Genomic DNA, 22,561 nt, shown 5'->3' with positions numbered 1-22,561 from the left:
GTGGACGCCACGACGGTCTGCGCACCCCTGCAGAGGGTCTGCGATCACGCGGTCAGACCCCGCAAGTGCTACATGGATCCATGCGAGAGACGGTGCTTCGCCACGTTCAACGGAGCGCCGTAGTCGTACCTCCCTCGGCCATGGGAGGGTGGGGGGGGACGTGGCTGTATGGGGGGACCGGGTTGGGTTTGTCGATCGAGAGCCGGCCGTCGGAGCTGGCGTACATCGAGCGGGTGTGGCGCAGCCGCAGCGAAGACGTCAGCCGGATGATGTCGGTCGCGACGTCGCACTGGGAGCTGGTGTTCTGGGAGCACCGCGGCCAGGTGCAGGCGGCTGTGCTGGGTCCCGAGCCGAAGGCGAGCCAGGCGCCGGTCCCGGGGGATGCCGTCTTCTTCGGGATCAGTTTCGCGCTGGGTACGTCGATGCCGCACATCCCGGTCAGCACGCTGGTAGGCGGCAGCGCGGCAATCCCCGACGTGACGCGGCGTTCGGTGTGGCTGAAGGGGTCTTCCTGGCACGTTCCCGACTACGACAACGCAGAGGCGTTCGTGCTGCGGATGGTGCGCGAGGGCATCGTGGATGTGGACCCGGTCGTGCCCGCGGTGCTCGACGGCGGCCGCCCGGACGTCTGCGACCGCACCCTCCAACGGCGTTTCGTCGCGGCGACCGGCCTGCCCCAGGGCTCCATCCGGCAGATCCACCGCGCCCGCCAGGCGGCCGTGCTCCTCCAGGAGGGAGTGCCGGCCCAGCAGGTCGTGCACCGGCTGGGATACTTCGACCAGCCGCACCTGGCCCGGTCCTTGAAGCGGTATGTCGGGCGGACCGCGACTCAGCTGAGCGCCCGGGACGCGTCGGAGCCGCTGTCGCTTCTGTACAAGACCTGACCTGCGGCGCCTTTCTAGTGTTTGTGACGCAGCCGACGGGGTCGGCTGGCTGGGCCGGGGCGAGCGGAAGAGCCCGGGAATCATTTAGGGAGGAATCATGCGTAAGGTCGTATCGGGTCTGTTCGTCTCGCTCGACGGTGTCGCTCAGTCGCCGGACCAGTGGCAGTTCACGTTCGACGAGGAGATGGGTGCGGCGCTGGCCCGCACGATGGAGACCGCCGACACGATCCTGCTGGGCCGGGTGACGTTCACCGAATGGGCCGGATACTGGCCGACGGTGACCAGCGGTGAGGACGCCGGCTTCGCCAAGTGGATCAACGAGTCACCGAAGTACGTCGTCTCCTCGACGCTCGACAGCGTCGAGGACTGGGCGAACAGCACCCTGATCAGCGGCGACCTTGCGACCGCGGTCAAGGATCTCAAAGCGGGCGAGGGCAAGGACATCACCGTCGCGGGCAGCCCGACGCTGGTGCGCTCGCTGCTGGAGCAGGATCTGCTGGACGAACTGGTGCTGCTGATCCACCCGGTGGTGGCCGGCGAGGGCCGCAGGAAGCTCTTCACCGACCACGCCCCGCTGAAGAAGCTGGAACTGGTCAGCGCCCAGCCGACGAGCAGCGGGGTGATCATCGCAACCTACCGCCCGGCACACTGAGCCGAAGCGGTCCGGACCAAAGCAACGTCCGCGCATCAACATACCCGCGCTTTGGATCGCCTGGCGCCCCGCCGCCTCATCCTCCGCCCGCCCCGACACAGGTGCAGGCAGGACGACTCCACCGATCTGTGGACGGCAACCGGACTCTGACCCCTGATCCGTCACTGGTGGTGTCACTCCGTGACACCACCAGTGACGGTGACAGCTTGAAGAGGCTTGGAGGGCGGCCACCCCGCGGACGCGCTCCTCCAGTGGAAACCGACGGCAGGCGGGCTCCCACGTGCCGCAAGCCGACCTGCCGTGCTCGACGATCACGCCGAGGCAGTGCGGACGTCTTTGGCGTCCCGGCGCACCCCGAGAAGTCCGTGCAGCCAAGGTTCAGCACCTGTCCTGTGCGGTGCCAAGGCGCGCTGGTTCGGGACCGGACACGGCTGCGCCCCGGCCCGGTGACCTGCAACGGTCAACCTTCGCTGTCACAAGCCGACACTGGTCAAGGTTCTTCGCTGCGGTATGCCCAGCAACCCGGGGATTCAACGGCCGTGGGTCCTCAGCCGAAGTCCTTTGCGTGGTCGCGGACCCACTGCGCGAAGCTGCGGCCGGGTCGGCCCAGCACACGCTGCACGGTCGGCGTGCACGGCGACTCGCCGGTCGCGGCCAGGGAAAGGAACTGTAAGATCGCCTCGACAGTGGCCGGGTCGGAGAAGCGGCCGTAGTGCTCGCGGGCCTGGTCCGGGGACAGTTCCTCGATACGCAGCGTCCTGCCGACCGCCTGCCCGATCTGTTCCACCTGGCGGCGCTGCGAGATCAGTTCGGGTCCTGTCAGCACGGCCGCGGTCGATGGATCGGTCGCCACCGCGTCCTCGGCACCGAGACCCAGTGCCGTGACCGCGACGGCGGCGACGTCGCGTTCGTGGACCGGCGCCGTGACGGCGTCGGGGTGGACCAGCCGCACTGTGCCGCTCGACCTGATCGACTCCGCCCAGCGCAGGCTGTTGCTAGCCAGGACCAGGGGCCGCACCGGCGTCCAGGGCGGGCCGACGGCCGACAGTGCGGCCTCGACCGCACGATGCTCCTGGGCGATCGCGTTGTGCTCCATGCCCGGCAGCAGAACACTGCCGGAGGAGAGCAGCACGACGCGTTCAAGGTCCGCCTCGGCGGCCACCGTGGCAAAGCTTTCGGTTGGCCGGCGGGGCGTAGAGAAACACCCTGCGTACCCCGTCGAGTGCGGGACGCAGCGTGTCGGGTTCGGTGAGGTCGGCGGCGACTACTTCGGCCGCGGCGGGCAGGTCGGCTCCGGACCGCGGGTCGCGCACCGAGGCACGCACTGGTTCGCCGGCAGCGAGCAGGTCGACGACATGGCGGCCGACGCCGCCTCGGGCTCCGAGGACCAGAGTGGTCATGATGTGCTTCCTCTCGCAAGATCAGCACCGGCGAGGGTGAGCACAGGCACGTCGGCCGCCCGCGAGACGGCCAGGAGCGGGCTACAGCCCGGCTGATGTGCAACGCAGTGCCACAGAGCGCTCAACCTCGACCGGATGCGTTCCGGTACTCGCGCCTCAGGGCCACCGCAGTGACTGGCGAAGCGTTCCGACGCCGCACTTCGCCTACCGGAACCGTAGCACTGTCCGCGCCACGCGCATGACTCCACGTCAACCCAGCGATCAGCATCTGTCCTGTGCGGGCCCGGGCCCGGGCCGGGGTTCGGCACGGGGCACGGCTACGCCTTGGCCCGGTGGCCTGCAGCGGTCGACCTTCGCTGTCACAAACCGGCGCTGGTCAAGGAATTTAGCGAAGATCCAGGCGAGGTACAGCCGGTCCAGACTGGGTGCGTGCGATCCAAGGAGCATCGGGGGGATCGCTTCCATGGGAAAGCCCTCCTGGTCTCCTGCAGCGATCCAAATCAGTGGAGCGCGTCCCGTATGGACTGACGCGCTCTGGCGTTGGCGGTCTTCCTTCGCCGGTACACCACCATGGTTGTCAGGGCGAAGGCGAGGAGGGCGGCGGCGAGCAGCACGCCGCTGATCACCAATCGTTCAGCGGCGGGGGCGCTGTGGAGGACGAGCACTTCCACAAAGCCCAGGCTGATGGCGCTCAGCAGCGCCAGGGTCTTGCCGGCCTGCTGCCGGTGTGACGTCTTTCGAGCGCTTCTTCGGCTCCTCGGCTGCTGTGCACCATCCTGACGCGATTCAGCAGGCGTTGTCCTGGAACCGTCGGGCCGTTGCCGGTGTGCGGGATCAGCCGTTCAGACCTGTACCACATAACTTGCTCCACCAGCACCCCGCCCAGATGCGGTAACACGGTCTTCAGCAGCTCCTCACACTCGGCCATTGTCACGCCGCCGGTGCCGGCGTGTCACCGGCGCACGGGAGCATGATCGGTTTCACGGAAATCTTGGCAGAGCCAGGGTTCGGCCGTCGTCGAGACGCCCTCGTGCATGCTCCTCCCGGCGACGGGTCCGTAAGCAGTCGGCAGCTGTCAGTCGGTATCGGCTCCCTGAGCTGGTTCGAGAGACACTTCTCACGGGCGCCGATACCGTTGGCGCCGAGGGCAGGCTCATGTTCCGGGGCAGGTGGTGCGCATGGACAGGCCCATGCGCACCACCAGACCGTTCAGAGACACGCACAGGCTCGTCAGCGCGCTGTGCCGGTGCGTCCTTGGAACCCGACTGATGTGCCCGCACGCTTGTATCACAGCGATCGAGGGAGACGCGGGATGAGCGGCGCGGGAGGCATCACCACCCTGGTTGTCTACGACGGCGACACGGCGGTGGTGGGCGTCTTCGGTGAACTGGACCAGTTCACCGGTCCGGAACTGTGCCCTGCCCTGGCTGAATGTCTAGATCAACGGCCGGTCCGACTGCTGCTGGACCTATCCGGAGTATCGTTCTGCGACGCAGCCGGCCTCACGGCCTTGGTGGCGGCCAGAGACGGCGCCTTACAGGCCGGGACGGAATTCGCTCTGACCGGCGTCAAGCCGGTTCTGCTTCGCGTGCTTGCGATCACGGGCCTCGACGCCGTGTTCGTACTGCGCCCACAGCACGGTCCCGCTGCCAGTCCCGGCCCTGTCTCCTGACGCCTCTCAGCGCTCGCCAAAAGCCACTTCGCCGAGCAGCGCCAGCGACTGCGAACAGGTCAACCATGACGTTCGGACAGGCAGCCGACAGGGTCTGCACAACGACCGCTGTCGGCTCAGGGGGACCGCCCCGCCATGCGTCCTGGTGCCTTGGCAGAGTCCGATCAACCGTTCACTCAGGGAGCAGGCATGGGTGCAGGATCGCGGGGTATGCGCGCTGTCGTCGGCCGTTTCGGCAGGCAGCAACGGCGAGATCAATCGTGGGAGGGTCTCAGCATGGCGCCCAGCACGCTGGCAACGCACACCCGGACGGCCGAGTTGCCGGAGGTAACCGATCCTTGCCAGGTGGCGCCCAAGGACGCTCGTGAGCTGTCCAAGCTCTTCTTCCAGCAGCTGGCGCTGCTGGAAGAGGGCACACCCGAGTACAGCTATGCCCGTAACACGCTGATCGAGATGAACATGTCCCTGGTCCGCTACGCGGCCGGCCGGTTCCGCAGCCGGGGGCCGGAGGAGATGGAGGACATCGTCCAGGTCGGCATGATCGGCCTGATCAAGGCCATCGACCGGTTCGAGCTGTCGCGCGAGGTGGAGTTCACCTCCTTCGCCATCCCCTACATCGTCGGCGAGATCAAGCGCTTCTTCCGCGACACCACCTGGGCCGTGCACGTGCCGCGCCGGCTGCAGGAGGCCCGCGTCCAACTCGCCAAGGCGACCGAGGAACTGCGCAGCCGTCTCGACCGTGACCCGACGGTCACGGAGCTGTCGGAGCTGATGAGCCTGCCCGAGGAAGAGGTCCGCGAGGCCCGCTTGGCCTCCAACGGCTACACCTCCGCCTCCCTGGACGCCACGCTCAACGGGAGCGAGGACGGCGAGGCTGCGCTCCAGGACTTCATCGGGACCGAGGACACGGCTCTGGAGCTGGTGGAGGACTTCCATGCCCTGGCACCCATGATCGCCGAGCTCGACGAGCGAGACCGGCAGATCATCCACATGCGGTTCGTGGAGGAACTCACCCAGGCCCAGATCGGCGAACGCCTGGATGTCTCGCAGATGCACGTCTCGCGACTGCTCTCCCGGTGCCTGGCCCGGCTGCGCGAAGGCATGCTCACGACCGGCTGAGCCTATTAGCGGTACCCCTCTTGATGCCCGCCATGGCCGTGGCGGGCATCAGCCATGCTCAGTTCGTCCGGCTGGCGGAGGGCAGACGGCAAGTGCGTCGCGCAGAGTCGGGTGGCAGGGGATGACCTCGGGGATACCGACGATCCCGAGGGTCTCGGAGACAGCGCGGCTCGGTGCGGCGAGTCGCAGCCGACCGCCGTGGCGCTGCGCGGCGTGATGCGCGGCGATGAGAGCGTTGATGCCGCTGGAGTCCATGAAGGTGACGCCGCTGAGATCCACCACCGTCACCTGAGCGGCAGCGTCATCAGCGGTCAGGGCATTCAGCAGTTGCGGAGCACTGTCGAGATCGATCTCGCCGCACGCCGTGACCACCCGGACGCCACTGGTATGGCTCAGGTTGATCGACAGACGCGCATTTCCTGCAGAACGGTTGTCCGCCACAGTCCCTCAGCAAGTGTCGGTGCCGCCGTACCCAGCACTTCCTTGATGTGGATCTGCTCGCGCATGGTACTGGTACTGCACCCGGATGGCCCTGCCACCCACAGGTACATGTTGCGCGTGCGCGGTACCCGCCCGGGAGGAACGGCGTACGCGAGCGGGGCGGGAGTGACAGGACTGATGGGCGCGGACCCGGAACGTGAGTGTTGCCACGGACCGAACTCCACGGCGGTCGAGGAGACCATCGCGCTGTCGGGAGACGGCTCCTGCATCGCCGAAGCCCGTCACCGAACTGGCGCCTTCTTCACCGGGGACGCAGCCGCCAACCGTCCAACGAAGGTGACGGGGCACCTCGTGGGCTTGGCTCAGCTCGTGGTCAGCGAGCTGGTCACCAACGCCTGCAAGCACGCACCCGGCCCCATCCGGCTGCGGCTGCGTCTGGCGGATGAGGCGGTGGAGGTGGAGGTGTGGGACAGTCACCCCGAGATTCCGACGGCTCGGCAGGCGGACCCTTACAGGGTGGGCCAGCACGGTCTGGAGATCGTGAAGGCCATTGCGGCCGACCTCACTGTTCTGCCCGAGGGGGCCGGGAAACGGGTGACCGCCCGCCTTCTCCTTGACCCCCACCCTTCGGCCTGACGCCCTGCCCGGCAGGAGTGCCAGGCCCACTCTCGGTGCAACTCTCGCGAGGGTCAGCCGGCAGGTTGGTGCAAGGGCAGGTGTGCGACGGCTCGTTTGCCGGTGTCCAGGGCGATGGTGCGCACCTGTTCGCAGAGCCGGGTTACCAGATGCAGTCCGTGTCCGCCGATGCGGCCGGCGTCAGGCACCTGGAGGCGGGGCGGGAGCGGGGAGCTGTCACGGACGCTGATCCGCAACTGGGCGGCATCCAGAGTGACTTAGAGCGTGAGTTCACTCGGGCCGGGTGCGTGACGGACGGCGTTGGTGACCAATTCACTGACGACAAGCTGGGCGTTCTGGCTGGGCCGCTCGCGCGGATGATGCCCAGCCCGTGCCAGCAGCTGACGCACTGCGTGGCGGGCGTCGGCGATGTACGCACCCCTGCTGCCCCAAGCAGCGCCGTAGCGCCAGGGCACCCTCGACCTCTGCTCTTCCAGGGTCTGTTTACTGAGCGTGGTAGTCATGGAGAATCCCGTGCGGTTTCCTTTGGCTTTTGTTTACGTGCAGTAGCTCTTTCCTGTATTCGCCTACCCGCTGTGACGCTATTACTCCTTTGGCGGCTTACTGGGCGGCTGGGGCGGCCGTCAGGACGAGAGAGGGTGGCCAGCGTGAGGCGGTCTTCGCCGAACTGCTCCCCATGCTGGTTGCGGGCCTCGGTGAGGCCGTCGGTGTAGAGCAACAGACTCTCGTCGGGTCGAGGGAGAGACGATGGGTCTCCAGGTGAGGGTTTGGGGTGATGCCGAGCAGCGGACCCTCGCAGGCGGCATTGGCCGCCTCCACCATGTGCGCTGGACCGGCCAGGGACGCGAACACGGCATTGGACTGGCCGAACAAGGCCCGTAGATCGTGTTCGGCATCCCCCGTGTCTGGCTCGTCGAAGCCTGCAGGTTGCTGCTCCGAAACGTGGCTCATCGCCCACTACCTTCCACTGGCCGCACGCAACGACGGACTGTCCCCGCTGCCATGCTCTCGAACCGTGCTGCCGGCGCTCATGGCCTGGTGCAGGGGGGCGTGTACCCCAATGGCTTGCTCCAGTCCCGTCAGGGCGAACACCCACGCGACGGAGGCGGGCACTGCCGCGAGTCTTAGGGCTCGCAGAGAATCAACATGCTGATTTGATCTCCGCGGGGCTGCGGGTCGCGAGGAACGCGGTGACGTCAGCGGGGGTGCGGAACCTGACTGTCGGCTCCTCGCCGGCCTCCAGCTCGTCCACGCCCTTGCGGACCGTCGTCTCGCTGACCTGGGCCGCCCGTGCGACCACCCGGATACCACCATGCCCCAGGATCCTGGCCTCGGCCCCCAGCAGCAGCAGCCGCTGCCGCTCGTCCAGGTGTGGGAACAACGCCCCGAACTTCACGGCGAGTTGACCACGGACCTCATCGGAGACGCTCATATCACAACAACGAGCCGCATCACGCGAAGCAACACCTTGATTCTCTGCGAGCCCTTAGCACGCCTCCCAGCGCGGAAAGCCCCTGGTGCATCCGGACGAGGCAGCTGATGCCGGAGGAGTCGCAGAACACGAGCCCGGTGCAGTCGACCACCACCAGAGCGGCCCGGGGAGCATCAGCGAGGACCTGATCGGCTGCGTCCTGCAGCTGGACGGCACTCTCGTAGTCGATCTCCCCGCGCAGCGTGAACACACATGCCCAAGACGTCGGCCTGACCTCCACCGAGAGCACCCTTGACTGCCTCCGCATCATCGCCCGGTTACCAAGTGCCGATGATAGAGATTACTGTCCGAGCCTTTGGCCGGCAGGGCATGCGCCTACCGCTGGATTCGCCCGTGGAAGTCGCTGTCACCCGCGCGGGCGACGAACCGGCGGCCCCGACCACTCCCGGAAGGGCCCCCTGGTAAGGGGGCCCTTCCGGGAGTGGTGGCGAGTCAGTGCTTGAAGGCGTCCTTTGCCTTTTCCTTGGCTTCACGGACGTCCCCGGTGCTCTTCTCCGCCTGGCCTTCGGCGGCCATACGGTCGTTGCCCAGGGCGCTTCCCAGGGCCTCCTTGGCCTTGCCCTTGGCCTGCTCGGTCTTCGCCTTCGCCTTCTCGTTGGCAGTCACAGAACAACGCCTCCTCATAGCTTCAGGACCGCGGCTGCGGTAACCGGCTCGTGCCCCTGCTTTGCCTCTACAAACAAGACCAGGACGCCGAATATTGAGGGAATGGCAGGGAAGGCGGGCTGGCAGGAGGTCGATAACTATGGTTCCCCTGCTTCTGGTCCTGCTTCTCGCGGTCATCCTTTTCGGCGCCGGGTTCGCCATCAAGATCCTTTGGTGGGTGGCCCTCGCCGTGCTGGTCGTATGGCTGCTCGGCTTCGTCATGCGCTCCACCAGTGCCGGTGGTGGCCGTGGCCGCTGGTATCGATGGTGACCTGAGCGCGCATCCACCCAGCAGGGCCCGGCCGTCTCGGCTCGGGCCCTGTCGGCATGCCTGGGGAGCGGGTACGGAGCACGCCCCGTGAAGGCGCTGCGAAGCACCCGACAAAGGAGTCCCAAAAGGTAAACAGGGTAGGAAAGTTGCAGTCGGGGGCGAGATGGGCACGCGCGACGGGAACCGGCGCGACCTCCAGAGTGCGTCCTCGCTCCCGACCTCAGAGCGCAGCGACTCATGACGGCAGGACGGTCATGGGTGGTCGGAAGCAGGCAGTGACGTCTTTGCCGCGTGGGCAGCGGCGGGCCTGCCAGCGATCGGACAGGGCTTCGACCAGGAATGGCCCCCGCCCGCCGAGGGCACTGTCACTGGCCTAACGTCCCTCAGGAAGGTCGAAGCGTCATGCGCGGTGACATGCAGGCATTCCTCGTCCCAGGTGAGGATGAACTGTGCGGTGCTACGGGCATGGAGATGGGCGTTGTTCGGACACCGTGAGCACCATCGAGTCCACGAAATCCGGTGCGGACCGCTCCCAGCCCAGGGCGGCCAGGTGCGTCCGGGTACAGGCCCGGGCGGCTTTCACGCCGCTGCTGACGGGCAGCGACCGCGTCCATCCGATCGCTCGCAGGGAGCAGACGCGCCAGCTGGGATTGCAATCCGGTGTTGACGAGGCGGTGCGTCGCCGCAGCCGCGGGTTGTGGTTCAGCGTCCCCCTCCCGGCGGTGCCTCCCCTCAACGATCACCACCACTATCCCCTAGCGCACCTGCACGACCAGACGTCACCCGATCGGCCTACACGGCTCCCGCGCCGATGTGCGGCGTACCCCGTTCGGCCGCAAGGTGAGCGTGACCAGGTTGCCGCCAAGCAACGGCTGTGATCGCTGCAGCAGGGAGGCGTCGTGACCGTGATAGCTCTGCTCGTCCCGGTGGCGCTCATCCTCATTCTGTTCGGGACGTCCGCGCTGGAGGATCTTCTTTTCCCGCCACCTCAAGCACCTTCTCCAGAAGGGCAGACGGCACCGGAACAGGCCGAATGACTGACGTTTTCACCCGCAATTCACAAAGCGCATGCCCACCATCCGCGCGCTGACACGCCAGCGGGGCCGGACGGGTCGATGCTGCCCAGCCCCGCTCGAGTCCGGCTGCGCCACGATCGGCTGCAGCTCCGCCCCAGCTCGCCGTCAACTGACCTGAACGGTGAGCGGCGCGGAGTGGAACGTACCGGACTTGGTCGCCACCCGCACCTGCTCGGTGCCCTTCTTGGTGAACGTCCGCTTGATCGTGTAGGTGCCGTTCTTGTTGACGACGGCGGTGGTCTTCAGCGTGGTCCACTTGCCGTTGTGCCTGTGCTGGAGCACCAGTATGGAACCGGCCTTGATGCCTTTGACCCGGCCGGTGAACACGACGGTGTTGCCCACCTTGACGGCCTTGCGGTTGGCCGAGACGGTGATCGAGCCCATCGCGGTCGGTGTCCGCGACGGCTTCACGCTCGGCATGCCGGTGCGGGTCATGGTGGGCTTGGGGGCCAGCGTCCCGGTCGCTGCGACCGCTCCGGCCGTACCAGTCGACAGTAGGGCGGCGGACAGGGCGCCGGCGGCAAGCGCACGGGTGGTGTGATGGCTTCGGGTGACGCTCATGTGGGTCTCCTGGACTGGTCGGAGTTCCCCCCTGGGAGTGAGTCGGCCATTCGGGACGGCTCGCGCATCCAGGCTGGCCCGAGCGCGGCGGACCGGCATGTCCAAGCGAGCAGCAAAACCGTTGAAACATTTACCAATTTCGGCGAAGCCGCAGGTCGGACCAGCCTTTCTTCACCGCCCACTGCTAGTGCTGTGACCGCATAGGTTCGCCGGGGTGGCTCAGGAGGCAGCTTCGAGAGGGCGTCCGCCACGGGCGGATGCCCTTCTCGCTGCGGATCAGCGGGATCTCGTGCGCGTGAGGCACAAGGGCCGGTCACCGATCGGTGAGTTCCGCGAGTCTGCGGGCGAGCGTGGCACGCTCTAGTTCGTTGCCGACGAGTTCGAGGGCAGCCCGATAGGCAGTGGCTGCCTCGCTGGTGCGGCCCAGTCTTCTCAGCAGGTCGGCCCGTGCCGCGGGAAGCAGGTGGTAGCCGCGCAGTTCCTCGGCCCCGGTCAGGTCGTCCAGCAGGGTGAGGCCCGCCTCGGGCCCGTCGCGCATGGCGATGGCCACGGCCCGGTTCAGTGCGACGAGCGGGGATGGCTCGATCTGGAGCAGCACGTCATAGAGCGCGACGATCTGCGGCCAGTCGGTTGTCTCGAAGCCGGACGCCTCGTCGTGCAGCGCCGCGATCGCCGCTTGCACCGCGTATGGTCCGACGCCGGGACCGGTCAGGGCCGGCACGACGAGCCGGTGCCCTTCGGCGATGAGGTCGGCGTCCCAGAGTGCGCGGTCCTGGTCTTCGAGCAGCACCTGGCTTCCCGCCGCGTCGATCCTGGCCGCGCGCCGGGCGTCGGTGAGAAGGAGTAGCGCGAGTAGCCCCGTCGTCTCTCGCTCTCGGGGGAGCAGCCGGCGCAGGATCCGAGCGAGCCGGATGGCTTCGTCAGCCAGGTCGGGGCGGAGGAGGTCGTTGCCAAAGCTGGCGGCGTACCCCTCGGTGAAGATGAGGTAGATGACCCGGAGCACGCTGCAGCCGCGCGGGCAGTTCGTCCGGCTCTGGGACGCGGAAGGGGGTGCGCGCATTGCGGATCTTGCGTTTCGCGCGCACGATGCGCTGGGCCATCGTCGCGGTGGGCACCAAGAATGCCCGGGCGACCTCGGGTGTGGTCAGGCCCGCGAGAAGGCGCAGGGTCAGCGCGGTCTGTGCCTCCGGTGAGGGCGGGGTGGCAGCAGGTGAAGAACAGTTGCAGCCGTTCGTCGGGGATGTCGTCGAAGCCGGACTCTGCGGGGACCGCAGCGGCGGCCCGGTCGCTTTCCACCTGCAGCACCGCCAGCCGTTCCACGTATGTGCGGTCGCGTCGGATCCGGTCGATGGCCTTGCGGCGTGCGGTGGTGAGCAACCATGCCAGTGGTTTTGTCCGGCACTCCGTCGACCGGCCACCGCTCCAGCGCGGCCTCGATCGCGTCGGAGGCGGTCTCCTCGGCAAGGTCGAGGTCTGCGACCGGGCAGCGAGCAGGGCGAGCAGCCGACTCCGGTCTTCGCGGAACACCGCCTCCACGGAGCGGGCCGCTCGCTGCTCGTTCACGACTGATCCGGCTCCCAGACCGTGCGGACCTCGACGGTGCCGTGCCGGGCCCCGGGGCACCGAGCCGCCCAGTCGAGCGCGGCGTCGAGGTCGGGAACATCGATCAAGTAATAGCCGCCGACGATCTCCCGGGTCTCGGCGAACGGCCCGTCGGTCACGACACGCTCACCATTCACGCGGACGCGTACGGTGGTCGCGTTCGAGGTGTCCAGGGCGTTGCCGTCGAGCTTGACGCCAGCACCGGAGACGGCCTTCTCGAACGCCATGAACTCTTCCACGGTCGGTCCTTCGGCCGGTCGCTCTTCGGTGGAGTCCGGCGACGCGGTGTTGATCAGCAGCAAGTACTTCACGGTGCGCTCCTCATGCATCGGGTTGGTTGCGCAGATATGACGAATGGCCGGAGACAGAATCGACAGCACGACCAGAGAAATCTTGTCAGCGGCGCAGGTCAGGCTGCAGCAGCGAGAGGGCGTCCGCCCCAGCGGATGCCTTTCTCGCTGCGGATGCGGGCGCGTTCGCGTCGCTGGGCGGCGAGGACGTCGGGGTGGCGGGCGTTGGTGTTGCGCCAGCGCAGGTAGGCGTGCAGGGCCCGGGTCTGGACGGTGTGGTTGCGGTGGTGGGAGTTGGCGACGGTGAACTGCCGCAGCGGGCCGAAGTGGGCCTCGATCGGGTTGGCCCAGGACGGGTAGGTCGGGGTGAAGCACAGCTCGACGCGGTTCTTCTTCGCCCAGCGCCGGATTTGCTCGCCCTTGTGGGCGGAGAGGTTGTCCAAGATGACGTAGATCGGGGCGCCGTCCGGGCGGGCCGCGCGGATCGACCTGAGCGCAGCCAGCGTGTTCGCGGCACCCTTCTTGCGGCGGTTGACGCCCCAGAGCGTGTCGTCGCCGATGGCGTAGCAGCCGTGGAAGTAGCGGACTCCGTGGGTGCGGTGGTAGGTCGCGGGGTGCCGCTCGGGGTGTCCGGCGGTGGCCCAGCCAGATCCGGCGGTGGGACGGATGCCGAGCGGCCTGAACTCGTCGAACGCGAACACCCGGTCGGGAAAGCGCTCCAGGGGCCTTGACCCAAGGCCGGGAAGTTAGCCTGTTTGTGCTGGTGGCAAGGGGGTTGAGGTCCAGGCAGTGGCTGCGTAGAGGCCGGGCCCGAGTTTGTGGATGAGCCCGGTGTCGGCCCATCGGGACAGCTGCCGATACATGGTGTGCAAGGTGATGTCACCGAAGTGGGCGGCGATTTCCGCGGGTCTCCACAGGCGGGTCGGGTCGTCTTGCAGCAGGGCGAGAATCCGGTGTCGTCGGCGCTGGGCTGGGGCGGTGTAGCGGTCGTCGCGGGAAGCCCTGGGCAAAGGCGGCTGTTCGGGGTCGGGTTCGAGGACGCTGACGGTGAGGTCGGTGATGGTGCGGCTGTGATCGGGACGGCCGTCGTCGCGTCGCTCGCTGTAGCGGGACATTGGGGACTTGACCTTGCGGGTGCTGGTCCGGTGCCGGCGGGGTGCGAGGAGTCGGGCCAGCACCCGCCAGCCGATCAGCCCAAGGGAGCCTGGCTCGTCGGAGACGATCCCGGCGGCCTGAATGAGCTGGTCACGGGCGGTCTGCAGGGCGATGGTGAAGCAGCAGCGGTCGGGGTCGGTGCCGGGGACGGACTCGGCGGCCTCGACCATCACGGCCCGTAGGGCCTGGTAGAGCGTGAGCAGGGCTCACATCTCCTGTTCGAGGCCGACCCGGTCGCCCGAGCGGAGGTTCCGGCCGGCCAGGATCGTGTGGCGGAGCGCGAAGTACGAACTCTCGTGTTCCCAGCGCTCGTGGTAGAGGTTGATCAGCGCCCTGGCTGAGTGTCGGCGGGCATCAGTCAAGGTCGTGACCAGCCGGTAGGAGCCGGTGAAGACGGTGCCGTCGCTGCAGGTCACCGTGATCTCGGCGTCGATGATCCGGACGTTGACGGTGCCGATCACCGACAGGTAGGAGCCGTCGTCGAGACGGGCCAGGACCGGGGTGCGCCGGTTGCTGCGGAGCCGGCCCAGCACCTTCGCGCCGGTCGCGGTCACCTGGGCGAGGAAGCCGTTGGCGTCGAAGCCCTTGTCCCACCGCACCAGCATGTCCGGCCTGAGCAGGTGCAGCAGCCGGAGGGCGTAGGCGATCTCGCCCTCGTCGGTGGGGCCGAACACCGCCCCGATCAGCGCTCTCGTCCCGGTCTCGACCAGCGTCATCAACTCTAGCGTGGGATAGCCGTGATGAGCCGTCCGCCCGAGCCAGGCCCGGTTGCCGGGCGAATCGGGCACCCGCAGCGAACTGCAGCCGTCGAAGGACACCGTCCGGTAGGCACCGAACCGCACTCCCGGCGTCGTCGGGCGGGCCAGGGGACCGGCGAGCACCTCGCACAGTGACCGCACCGGTGCGGCCCCCAGCCTACGGCGCAGGTCCCGCAGGGCCTTCGCGCTCGGCGAGGCCACCGGCATCCCGGCCAGACCTGCGGTGAGCTTGTCCCACACCAGCCGGCAGCCGACCTCGGGGAACAGGCACATCGCCAGCAGGAAGTAGACCCCGACCCGAGACGGCAGATCACGCAACCGCCGCTGCACCGTCCGCGTCTCCGCCAGCACCGCGTCCACCAGCTCGAACGGCACCACGACGGTCAGCTCTCCCAGATGCCCCGGCGCAAACCGGCCCGCCGCCACGGGCACCGTACGGGTGATGGCCGCCAGCGCGGACGGCAGGACAAAATGAACCCGCAACGGAGCTCCTCACGTAACAAGCTGTCTTGGTCGACTGCCTGTACCAACGAGCTCCGTTGTGCTTACGCCTCGAACCCCCAACGGCTTTGCAGGACCTGCGAAAACGCTAACTTCCCGGCCTTGGGTCAAGGCCCCACATTTCAGCGCCTAAACCGACCCGCGGTTCTGACGGTCGATGGCTCCGTTCAGTGCCGTACCGAAGAGGCACCATGTCGCGTAAATCAGCAGGAGTTCGGCTGCCCTTCGGCCGGTGCGCGCGGTTCGCCGGATGAGTTCGATCCGGTGCAGGGCCGCGTTCGCTTGCCGGTCGCCGCCCCGGTTGAGACGACGGTACCGCCGACTGCCCGAGGAACGCTCGACCGGGCTGACCCCGCACAGCGCCGCGAAGGACGCCTCACTGCCCAGGCGTTCCGGGTTGTCCCCGATCGTGATCAGCAAAGTGACGGCCGTGTCCGGACCGACGCCCACCACCTCAAGCAACTGGGGAGCGTGGCGTTCCACCAGCCGGGTCAGGCGGCCTTCCAGGTCCTGGACCTCATCGCTGAGTTGCCTGATGCGCCGCTCCAGGAGCCCCAGAGTGACGTGGGTGGCGTGGAGCACCGCCCCCTCGTCGGCCTCGTGGTGCAGGCTGTCGTCGACGAGCCCTGCGCAGGTGCGGAAGAGCTCTGCGTTGCCCATCCCGGCAAGTTCCTCCCTCAGCTGCGGATCGGCACGGATGAGGACGGCCTTGAGCTGGTTGATCGCCTGGGTGCGGGCCTTGACCGCCGAGTCCTTGGCCAGCTTGTACATCCGGGCGATCTCCACCGGCCCGTCGCCCCCTTGGCCTGGGCGCGCGCCCGCCCGCTCAGCACCGCCCGAGCCGTTCTCGGCATCGAGCGGGTCCGACTTGCCGAGCCGACGGCGGTCGGCCCGGTCGAACCGGTTCACATCGAAAACGGCCACGTCCTGGGCCAGCAGGTAGCGGGACAGGGCCGCCCCGAAGGAACCGGTCCCTTCCACTCCGGCCCGCCGCACCGTACCCGACGCCCTCGCCCACCCCAGCAGGTTGCGGTAGCCGGCCGCGCTGGCCGGGAACTCCTCGGTGCCGATCACCTCCCCCACCGGGGAGAGCACAGCGGCCACATGGGCATCCCAGTGCGTGTCCACTCCCAGGACCACCTCCCCCGTCGGCCGACGCCGACGAGGACGCGAAGCGGTGGACGTGCCGGTCATGCTCGTTCCCTTTCAGGCTCGACGGCCTATCGCGTAGCCGGCAGCGGGCCGTGCAGACGGTCAGAATCGTGATGACGCCTTACCGGCAAGCCCCTATCGAGACACGTCCATCAGCCCGAGACCAACAGCGCGCTGTCCCGTGGCCGGCGGTCGACACAGTGTGATCAGGACACCGCGGTCAGGGATCTCAGGAGTCAGACCCCGCCGTAGGACAGGCACGCACCTACGGTTCTCGGCCCAGCCGGCCTCCAGCCACGTCAGCCCGCTCGTTCGAGCGAATTGACTCGAAGCACCGGTCGCCTGCCACCGGAACTGGCACCATGCCGCCGTCGTGCGTCACTTCGAGTCGAAGGCGGACCATTGGAACGGCGGGTCAATGAGCGGCAGCTGTCGGTGTTGCAGTGGGTGGGAGCCGGGTGCCCTGCAGGCGTATGGAACACAAGCTCCTACAAGACCACCTGCCAGGCACTCCACAACCGTGGCCTGGTGGCGGTCTCCCGGAAGAGCGGGCAGTGGAGCGTCGCCCTGACAAGCGCCGGTCGGCACTACCTGGCGCACGGCACGTACCCTCCCCGCGGATCACGCCCGCGGAAGACCCAGGCCGCCGGTCCACGACCTAAGTCCACCCGAGGGCAGGAAACTCCGGCCACCGAGCGGAAGCCAAGCCCTCCCTCACATCCTCGTGTGACGCTCACGGAGCAGCTGTTACAGGAGCTCGCGGAGGCCGGCGGCAGGATCGTCAAGAGCGGCAGCGGTCCCGGCTTGGAGAAGTGGCCGTCCCGCGTCGCCGCCGCACGCAGGTCCGGAAGGGTTCCGGAGACGAAGGAGCTGTACGGAAACTGGTGCCGCGACGGGTACGAGATCAAGCTCGTCGACATCCCCGCCTGGCGCCTTGCCGTCCTCGACCCCGTCTCCGTGCCCTCGCGCCTCACTCGGCCGCACACCGTTATCCGGGCCATGCAGAACGAACGCCAGCCGCTGGGCCTGACCAAGCCCGTCCAAGGACGCGCTCTCCGGCTCATCCAGGCACTGATCACCGCCGCCGAGGCCGAAGGACACACCTGCTCGGCGGGGCAGACCGGCTCCGCACCCCCGTCTCATCGCCGCCGCAGGGCACATCCTCACTTCACCATCACCGCACAGGGCCAGCCCGTGGGGTTTCTCGTACTCCAGGAACAGGACCGAGCCGAGCACGTCGCCACCGAGAAGGAACTCACCGACGCCAAGAAGCACTCCTGGGTCAGAATCCCCCGCTTCGACTACACCCCCTCCGAACGCCTCCGTATCATCCTCAGCGGCGGCCAGCCACACCGAGCGAGCGAATGGGCCGACACACCCGGCCGCCCCCTCGAAGAGCAGCTCGCCGAGATCGCACAGGAGGTCACCCTCCGCGGCGAAGCCGCCGAACGCAGACGCCAGGACGAAGCCGAAGCGGCACGCCAGAAACGCATCCGCTGGGAAGCCGCCATGGAACAAGCCCGCACCCGGTACGCGGAGGCGTACCGGGTCCGGCACCTCGAAGCCCAGGAAGCGGCATGGCGCCACGCCACCCGACTGACCCAATACGTGAGCACCGTACACACGCGAGTCGAGGACATGCCTCCGGGCCAGGCCAGAACCGACGCCGAGGAATGGATCAGCTGGGCAGCAGCCACCGTGGAGCGCCTCGACCCATTGAACACACCGCCCCGGCTGCCCGACATTCCCAACCCACGGGCCGACGACCTGAAACCCTTCCTCGGGCACTGGAGCCCTTACGGTCCCACCTACTGAACGCCCGCACCGCACATTGTGCGCCTACAACCGCAGTTCAGGAGGATCTTCGGAAAACCCGAGGTCAGATCCCATTTCGTGGCCCATCGCCATGCATGTGGGTGCCCAGGGAGTCAAACGGGCCTCACGGCCGACAGTCCGCCCTTTCCACCCGGTCGCTCCAGCCTTCGCCACCACCCTGCTCGACGCGACCGGCGTCCTCCTCGGCCAACTCCCGCTCAGTCGCGACCGGGTGTGGCTGGTCGTGCCGGACGCGGGCCTGGCGGATCGGCAGGTGGGCGACTCGTGGTGGAACGCTCCCTGTCAGCCGACCTGCTGCACCTTGATCGCGTCGCTCACCCGAACCGTCCCGGCTGCAAGGGCGTCCAGGTAGACACCGAGCACGATGCCGGGATCCGCCGGGAGTTCGTGGACGGTCGAAGTACGCGTCAACTGGCCCGAAGACCGACCGCCAGCGTCAGTTCAAGGACCCGGTGTGGCGATGCGAGATCCGGAAACAGCTCCCGCAGCTGCGACATCCGGTACCGGACGGTCTGGGGATGGACGAACAACGCCGCCGCCACCTCGTCCCGCCTGCCCTGGTGCAGCAACCACGCCCGCAACGTCTCCTCCAGCCGCCGTGCGGTCGCGACAGGCAAGGTCCGCAACGGTGCGAGGGCTCGGTCACGCAGGTCTGCGAACGCGTCCACGTCGGCGCTCAGCACCAGCTCGGGCAGGTGGTCCTCGGTGTCGCGAATATCAGAGGAGAGGGAGCGCGCGCGTACGGCTCGTGCGTACGAGGAGGACGCACGAGTCCATGGCCGGGCCGGCCCGACCACGGCGGTGCGGCCGGTCAGCTGCCGCAAGAGATGTGATCGGTCGGCATCGGGGACGAACAGCACCCCGGTGGCGTCCGGCAGATCGTCGAGGACGAGGGTGCTCGGGTCGAGCGCGCGGTAGGCAGGCCGGGCCTGGGCGGCAGGCAGCAGGACCGCGGTCAGCGTAACCGGAGGCTGCCATCCGACCCGTTGAGCAGAGGCCAGCAGCACCTCCGGGCTCGCGCCGGCGAGGAGGTCGCGGGCCAGGTGTTCCAGGTGGCGTTCGTGGGCCCTGCCCCGGGCGGCCAGTTCGTCGGCGTGGCCGGCGGCGCTCGCGGCGGAGAGCTCGTCGATGTAGGCGAAGGTCAGCTCGGCGAACTTGGCGACCTCGGCGGCGGGCAGACCTGCGGACACGGCGCCCGCTGCCAGGCATCGCCAGGCCACGCGGGCGCCGACGCGGTAGGCGCTGAGCAGGGCGTCCATCGAACGGCCGTCGCGCACCTCGCCGCGGCCCAGCTCGTAGGCCGCGTCACCGCCGTCGCCGCCCGCGGCGTTCCCGCTCGCGAGGTCGAGGTAGTGCCCGAGGGCGGTGCGAACGGCTCGGCGGATGGTGCCGCCCATGCTGCCCGAAAGGGCGTTGGCGTAGGGAGGGACCTCGTCGATGATCGCCTGGACGACCTCGTCGGCGGTGGTCTTCAGCGCGGCCCTCAGTGCGGTGACCGTCGTCTCATCCAGGGCCAGTTCGCTGGCCCTCCGGATTGCATGGCTCACGTCTTTGTTCCCTGCGAACAATTCAACCGACCAGATTCACGTCCTGCGGTCAGGACTTTACGCCCTGAGGCGCAGCAAGCTGGAGTCATGATGAGTGCGGCCCTCCGCGGCAGGGCGTGGAAACTGCTGGAGATGGTCACGACGCCGCTGCTGCCGTCGGACTACCTCGACCTGGTCAGCCCACTGCGTGCGGGCACCGATCTGCGGGGGCGCATCGAGGCCGTGCACCCCGAGACGGATGACGCCGCGACTGTCGTGATCAGGCCGGGACGGGGCTGGCGCGGCCACACAGCCGGTCAGTACGTGCGGATCGGGGTCGACGTCGACGGGGTGCGCCTGTGGCGTGCCTACTCCATCACCTCGCCGACGAACCGCCAGGACGGCCGCGTCACGATCACCGTGAAGGCGATCCCGGACGGCAAGGTCAGCAACCACCTGGTCCGCAGGGCGAAATCGGGCACGTTGATCCAGCTCGACCAGGCGGCGGGTGACTTCGTGCTGCCGCAGGCCAAGCCCGCCAAGGTGCTCTACCTGACGGCCGGCAGCGGCATCACGCCCGTGATGGGCATGCTGCGCGACACCGAGTTCGACGACGTCGTCATGGTCCACTGCGCGCCACGGCCGCAGGACGTGATCTTCCGCAACGAACTGCACGATCTGGTCGCGGACAAGAAGCTGCGGCTCATCGAGGTGCACACCGCCACAGACGGCATGCTCGACATCGCCCGTCTCGACGAACTCGTGCCCGACTGGGCCGAGCGCGAGACCTGGGCTTGCGGGCCCACGGGCCTGCTCGACGCCGCCGAAGAGCACTGGAGCGGGCACGGCGTCCAAGAGCGCCTGCACACCGAACGCTTCCGCCCCGGCATCGTCGTCGCCGGCGACGGATGCGGCGGCGGCGAGGTCACGTTCAGCGCCACCGGCAAGACCGTCGACGCGGACGGCGCTACGCCGTTGCTGGACGTCGGCGAGGAGGCCGGCGTGCTCATGCCGTCCGGGTGCCGCATGGGCATCTGCTTCGGCTGCGTCACGCCGCTCAAGGCGGGCGCCGTCCGAGACCTGCGTACCGGCGAGATCACCGAGGCCGAGCCGGGCGTCCTCATCCAGACCTGTGTGTCCGCCGCGGCGGGCCCTTGCGACATCGAACGGTAGGAGCACCTTGACCGCCATCGACCCCACCGCCCATCTGACGGCGGAGCAGATCGAGGAGCTCGGCCACGAGCTGGACGCGATCCGCGACGAGGTGATCGCCAGCCGCGGCGAGAAAGACGCCGCCTACATCCGTAGGGTCATCTCGGCGCAGCGCAAGCTCGAGCTGGTCAGCAGGGGCGTGCTGCTGTTCTCGATGTTCCCGCCGGCGTGGCTGCTCGGCACCGCCGGGCTGTCCGTGGCGAAGATCATGGACAACATGGAGATCGGCCACAACATCCTGCACGGCCAGTGGGACTGGATGCGGGACCCGAAGATCCACTCCACGACCTGGGAGTGGGATCACGTCTCGCCGGCCGACCAGTGGAAGCACTCGCACAACGAGCTGCACCACACCTACACCAACGTGATCGGCAAGGACAACGACCTCGGCTACGGCATCATGCGCGTCGACGAGGACCAGGAGTGGCACCCGTTCCACCTCGGCCAGCCGCTGTGGAACTTCATCAACGCCTGCTTCTTCGAGTACGGCATCGCCGCCTACGACCTGGAGCTCGGCAAGAACCTGCACAAGCGCCGCCGCAAGAACCCGGAGTTCCGCGCGCGGGCCAAGGCTGTGGGCCGCAAGATCCGCAAGCAGGTACTCAAGGACTACGTGATCCACCCGCTGCTGTCGGGCCCCTCGTTCCTCACCACGCTCACCGCCACGTTCACCGCGAACCTGGTCCGCAACATCTGGTCCCACTCGGTGATCATGTGCGGGCACTTCCCCGAGGGCGTACAGGTCTTCGAGCGCCGGTCGATCAAGGACGAGACGCGCGGCCAGTGGTACCTGCGCCAGATGATGGGCTCGGCGAACATCAGCGGCAGCAGGGCCGTGCACTTCATGACCGGCAACCTGTCGCACCAGATCGAGCACCACCTGTTCCCGGACCTGCCGAGCAACCGGTACGCCGAGGTCGCGGTGAAGGTGCGCGCGCTGTTCGAGAAATACGAGCTGGAGTACGTCACCGGACCGCTGCCCAAACAGGTGTTCTCCGCGTGGCGCAAGGTCTTCCGGCTCTCGCTGCCGAACAAGAAGCCCGAGGTCAAGACGCCGGACCGTGAGCAGGAGCTCGTCGCCGCCTGATTATTACAAGCGCCTGGCTCACGCACCCGAGGTCAGGCGCCCTTGCCCGCAGGCTCCAGAATCGCCACGCACTCCACGTGATGCGTCATCGGAAACACGTCACAAGGCGTGTGGACGGGAGGAGAATCTGCAGATCACATGGGGTTTTCCTGCCTTGGGCGCGGGCTGTGAGGCGGCCGGAGCGCCAAATGAGCGTCATGTCTGACGGACTTTCTCTCCTCCTCTGGCCGGTACACCGGGCTGTCCGCGTTTCTGGTCCCCCGTGGCCGTCATGTTGCTGCTCGGGCGGCAGGTCAGCTGCGGGATACCCGGCGCAGCGCTCGCCACCGGGCCGCCCGGGCCGACCCGGTGGGCCGGTGATGAGGCTGGACATCAGGACCGACTCGTCGCCGGGTTTCACCTCGTGCACATCGGCGACCGCCCCCGGACGCCTGCCCGGGTGTGGCTCAGGCGTCGATGATGACGGGGATGACGAGGGGCTTGCGGCGGTGGGTGCGAAACGCCCAGTTCGCCACGGCGCGGGCGAGGAGTTGTTCGAGTTGGCGGGCGTCCCCGACGCCTTCCTCGGCCGCGGTGGCCAGGGTCTTCTCGAT

The 22,561-nt window shown here is 68.0% G+C and carries 23 protein-coding genes and 5 pseudogenes; 10 read left to right on the top strand and 18 right to left on the bottom strand.

The genetic code is table 11. The annotated features are described in order from the left end of the window. Positions 1–182 precede the first annotated feature (182 nt). Positions 183–884: a helix-turn-helix domain-containing protein gene (locus ACZ60X_RS10795; protein WP_469596096.1), complete on the top strand. Its 702-nt coding sequence runs from the start codon at positions 183–185 to the stop codon at positions 882–884. A 97-nt stretch (positions 885–981) separates the two neighbouring features. Continuing rightward, positions 982–1,536 (top strand): dihydrofolate reductase family protein, encoded by a 555-nt coding sequence (locus ACZ60X_RS10790; RefSeq protein WP_469596094.1) that lies wholly within the window; start codon positions 982–984, stop codon positions 1,534–1,536. A 547-nt stretch (positions 1,537–2,083) separates the two neighbouring features. Here the strand turns inward: ACZ60X_RS10790 and ACZ60X_RS10785 are convergent. From ACZ60X_RS10785 to ACZ60X_RS10775, 3 genes are all read right to left on the bottom strand, one after another. After that, positions 2,084–2,698 (bottom strand): Rossmann-fold NAD(P)-binding domain-containing protein, encoded by a 615-nt coding sequence (locus tag ACZ60X_RS10785; protein ID WP_469596091.1) that lies wholly within the window; start codon positions 2,696–2,698, stop codon positions 2,084–2,086. Continuing rightward, positions 2,676–2,936 (bottom strand): SDR family oxidoreductase, encoded by a 261-nt coding sequence (locus tag ACZ60X_RS10780; protein ID WP_469596088.1) that lies wholly within the window; start codon positions 2,934–2,936, stop codon positions 2,676–2,678. Before ACZ60X_RS10780 ends, ACZ60X_RS10785 begins: the two co-directional genes overlap by 23 nt. 500 nt (positions 2,937–3,436) lie before the next feature. Further along, the gene (locus tag ACZ60X_RS10775) at positions 3,437–3,607 is read right to left on the bottom strand and encodes a hypothetical protein (protein ID WP_469596085.1); all 171 of its coding nucleotides are present in this window, start codon (positions 3,605–3,607) and stop codon (positions 3,437–3,439) included. Between the two features lie 641 nt (positions 3,608–4,248). Here ACZ60X_RS10775 and ACZ60X_RS10770 point away from each other — a divergent pair. Both ACZ60X_RS10770 and ACZ60X_RS10765 read left to right on the top strand, forming a co-directional pair. Then, positions 4,249–4,608 carry an STAS domain-containing protein gene (locus ACZ60X_RS10770; protein WP_469596082.1) on the top strand — a complete coding sequence of 120 codons (360 nt, stop codon included), beginning with the start codon at positions 4,249–4,251 and terminating at the stop codon, positions 4,606–4,608. A gap of 276 nt (positions 4,609–4,884) precedes the next feature. Then, positions 4,885–5,727, top strand: a complete 843-nt coding sequence (locus tag ACZ60X_RS10765) for an RNA polymerase sigma factor SigF (RefSeq protein ID WP_469596078.1) — start codon at positions 4,885–4,887, stop codon at positions 5,725–5,727. A 48-nt stretch (positions 5,728–5,775) separates the two neighbouring features. Here the strand turns inward: ACZ60X_RS10765 and ACZ60X_RS10760 are convergent, their stop codons facing one another. Beyond that, the gene (locus ACZ60X_RS10760; protein ID WP_469596076.1) at positions 5,776–6,168 is read right to left on the bottom strand and encodes an STAS domain-containing protein; all 393 of its coding nucleotides are present in this window, start codon (positions 6,166–6,168) and stop codon (positions 5,776–5,778) included. 177 nt (positions 6,169–6,345) lie between these two features. Between ACZ60X_RS10760 and ACZ60X_RS10755 the strand changes: the two genes are divergently transcribed. Beyond that, positions 6,346–6,804, top strand: coding sequence for an ATP-binding protein (locus ACZ60X_RS10755; RefSeq protein ID WP_469596074.1), 459 nt, complete (start codon positions 6,346–6,348; stop codon positions 6,802–6,804). 499 nt (positions 6,805–7,303) lie between these two features. On the opposite strand, the gene ACZ60X_RS10750 is transcribed toward ACZ60X_RS10755, so the two are convergent. The 4 genes and pseudogenes from ACZ60X_RS10750 to ACZ60X_RS10735 all read right to left on the bottom strand — a co-directional run bounded on the left by ACZ60X_RS10750 (position 7,304) and on the right by ACZ60X_RS10735 (position 8,920). Further along, positions 7,304–7,762 (bottom strand): SpoIIE family protein phosphatase, encoded by a 459-nt coding sequence (locus tag ACZ60X_RS10750; protein WP_469596071.1) that lies wholly within the window; start codon positions 7,760–7,762, stop codon positions 7,304–7,306. Positions 7,763–8,005: 243 nt separating this feature from the next. Next, positions 8,006–8,236: pseudogene (locus ACZ60X_RS10745) on the bottom strand (ISAzo13 family transposase); the annotation flags it as partial. Between the two features lie 19 nt (positions 8,237–8,255). Then, positions 8,256–8,543: an STAS domain-containing protein gene (locus ACZ60X_RS10740; protein WP_469597397.1), complete on the bottom strand. Its 288-nt coding sequence runs from the start codon at positions 8,541–8,543 to the stop codon at positions 8,256–8,258. A 185-nt stretch (positions 8,544–8,728) separates the two neighbouring features. Beyond that, positions 8,729–8,920: a CsbD family protein gene (locus ACZ60X_RS10735; RefSeq protein ID WP_469596069.1), complete on the bottom strand. Its 192-nt coding sequence runs from the start codon at positions 8,918–8,920 to the stop codon at positions 8,729–8,731. Positions 8,921–9,041: 121 nt separating this feature from the next. On the opposite strand from ACZ60X_RS10735, the gene ACZ60X_RS10730 reads away from it, so the two are divergent. After that, a complete protein-coding gene (locus ACZ60X_RS10730) occupies positions 9,042–9,212 on the top strand; it encodes a hydrophobic protein (RefSeq protein ID WP_469596067.1) in 171 nt (56 codons plus the stop codon). A 235-nt stretch (positions 9,213–9,447) separates the two neighbouring features. Here ACZ60X_RS10730 and ACZ60X_RS10725 read toward each other — a convergent pair. Then, positions 9,448–9,831: pseudogene (locus tag ACZ60X_RS10725) on the bottom strand (ATP-binding protein). Between the two features lie 280 nt (positions 9,832–10,111). Here ACZ60X_RS10725 and ACZ60X_RS10720 point away from each other — a divergent pair. Further along, positions 10,112–10,249 carry a hypothetical protein gene (locus ACZ60X_RS10720; RefSeq protein ID WP_469596065.1) on the top strand — a complete coding sequence of 46 codons (138 nt, stop codon included), beginning with the start codon at positions 10,112–10,114 and terminating at the stop codon, positions 10,247–10,249. Positions 10,250–10,393: 144 nt separating this feature from the next. Here ACZ60X_RS10720 and ACZ60X_RS10715 read toward each other — a convergent pair whose 3' ends face one another. From ACZ60X_RS10715 to ACZ60X_RS10690, 6 genes and pseudogenes are all read right to left on the bottom strand, one after another. Then, positions 10,394–10,849 (bottom strand): hypothetical protein, encoded by a 456-nt coding sequence (locus ACZ60X_RS10715; RefSeq protein WP_469596064.1) that lies wholly within the window; start codon positions 10,847–10,849, stop codon positions 10,394–10,396. A gap of 313 nt (positions 10,850–11,162) precedes the next feature. Next, positions 11,163–12,412, bottom strand: a pseudogene (locus tag ACZ60X_RS10710) (RNA polymerase sigma factor). Then, a complete protein-coding gene (locus ACZ60X_RS10705) occupies positions 12,409–12,831 on the bottom strand; it encodes a YciI family protein (RefSeq protein ID WP_469596061.1) in 423 nt (140 codons plus the stop codon). The pseudogene ACZ60X_RS10710 and the gene ACZ60X_RS10705 overlap by 4 nt, the downstream one beginning before the upstream one ends. A gap of 29 nt (positions 12,832–12,860) precedes the next feature. Then, positions 12,861–13,463: pseudogene (locus tag ACZ60X_RS10700) on the bottom strand (transposase); the annotation flags it as partial. A 24-nt stretch (positions 13,464–13,487) separates the two neighbouring features. Beyond that, positions 13,488–15,119: pseudogene (locus ACZ60X_RS10695) on the bottom strand (transposase domain-containing protein). A 165-nt stretch (positions 15,120–15,284) separates the two neighbouring features. Beyond that, a complete protein-coding gene (locus ACZ60X_RS10690; protein WP_469596059.1) occupies positions 15,285–16,349 on the bottom strand; it encodes a transposase in 1,065 nt (354 codons plus the stop codon). 684 nt (positions 16,350–17,033) lie between these two features. On the opposite strand from ACZ60X_RS10690, the gene ACZ60X_RS10685 reads away from it, so the two are divergent. Beyond that, positions 17,034–18,122: a hypothetical protein gene (locus tag ACZ60X_RS10685; protein ID WP_469596056.1), complete on the top strand. Its 1,089-nt coding sequence runs from the start codon at positions 17,034–17,036 to the stop codon at positions 18,120–18,122. Between the two features lie 303 nt (positions 18,123–18,425). Here ACZ60X_RS10685 and ACZ60X_RS10680 read toward each other — a convergent pair whose 3' ends face one another. Continuing rightward, positions 18,426–18,554 (bottom strand): hypothetical protein, encoded by a 129-nt coding sequence (locus ACZ60X_RS10680; protein WP_469596054.1) that lies wholly within the window; start codon positions 18,552–18,554, stop codon positions 18,426–18,428. Continuing rightward, positions 18,551–19,690 (bottom strand): PucR family transcriptional regulator, encoded by a 1,140-nt coding sequence (locus tag ACZ60X_RS10675; RefSeq protein WP_469596051.1) that lies wholly within the window; start codon positions 19,688–19,690, stop codon positions 18,551–18,553. The genes ACZ60X_RS10680 and ACZ60X_RS10675 overlap by 4 nt, the downstream gene beginning before the upstream one ends. 87 nt (positions 19,691–19,777) lie before the next feature. On the opposite strand from ACZ60X_RS10675, the gene ACZ60X_RS10670 reads away from it, so the two are divergent. Beyond that, complete coding sequence (locus tag ACZ60X_RS10670) at positions 19,778–20,842, top strand: ferredoxin reductase (RefSeq protein ID WP_469596049.1); 1,065 nt, start codon at positions 19,778–19,780, stop codon at positions 20,840–20,842. Between the two features lie 7 nt (positions 20,843–20,849). Beyond that, entirely contained in the window at positions 20,850–21,968 is a 1,119-nt protein-coding gene (locus ACZ60X_RS10665) for a fatty acid desaturase family protein (protein WP_469596046.1), read from the top strand. A 446-nt stretch (positions 21,969–22,414) separates the two neighbouring features. On the opposite strand, the gene ACZ60X_RS10660 is transcribed toward ACZ60X_RS10665, so the two are convergent. Further along, positions 22,415–22,561: hypothetical protein (locus ACZ60X_RS10660; protein WP_469597396.1), on the bottom strand; the 147-nt coding region annotated here is incomplete at its 5' end.

This window comes from Streptomyces sp. NPDC104106 (assembly GCF_055584345.1).
This window is presented reverse-complemented; position numbering and strand designations above follow the sequence as displayed.

What these genes read in the sequence shown, in the direction of transcription:
- ACZ60X_RS10790 (WP_469596094.1), top strand. Translation starts at nt 982, where the DNA reads ATGCGTAAGGTCGTATCGGGTCTGTTCGTCTCGCTCGACGGTGTCGCT.
- ACZ60X_RS10780 (WP_469596088.1), bottom strand. Translation starts at nt 2,936, where the DNA reads ATGACCACTCTGGTCCTCGGAGCCCGAGGCGGCGTCGGCCGCCATGTC.
- ACZ60X_RS10770 (WP_469596082.1), top strand. Translation starts at nt 4,249, where the DNA reads ATGAGCGGCGCGGGAGGCATCACCACCCTGGTTGTCTACGACGGCGAC.
- ACZ60X_RS10765 (WP_469596078.1), top strand. Translation starts at nt 4,885, where the DNA reads ATGGCGCCCAGCACGCTGGCAACGCACACCCGGACGGCCGAGTTGCCG.
- ACZ60X_RS10755 (WP_469596074.1), top strand. Translation starts at nt 6,346, where the DNA reads ATGGGCGCGGACCCGGAACGTGAGTGTTGCCACGGACCGAACTCCACG.
- ACZ60X_RS10740 (WP_469597397.1), bottom strand. Translation starts at nt 8,543, where the DNA reads ATGCGGAGGCAGTCAAGGGTGCTCTCGGTGGAGGTCAGGCCGACGTCT.
- ACZ60X_RS10735 (WP_469596069.1), bottom strand. Translation starts at nt 8,920, where the DNA reads ATGAGGAGGCGTTGTTCTGTGACTGCCAACGAGAAGGCGAAGGCGAAG.
- ACZ60X_RS10730 (WP_469596067.1), top strand. Translation starts at nt 9,042, where the DNA reads ATGGTTCCCCTGCTTCTGGTCCTGCTTCTCGCGGTCATCCTTTTCGGC.
- ACZ60X_RS10715 (WP_469596064.1), bottom strand. Translation starts at nt 10,849, where the DNA reads ATGAGCGTCACCCGAAGCCATCACACCACCCGTGCGCTTGCCGCCGGC.
- ACZ60X_RS10690 (WP_469596059.1), bottom strand. Translation starts at nt 16,349, where the DNA reads ATGACCGGCACGTCCACCGCTTCGCGTCCTCGTCGGCGTCGGCCGACG.
- ACZ60X_RS10670 (WP_469596049.1), top strand. Translation starts at nt 19,778, where the DNA reads ATGATGAGTGCGGCCCTCCGCGGCAGGGCGTGGAAACTGCTGGAGATG.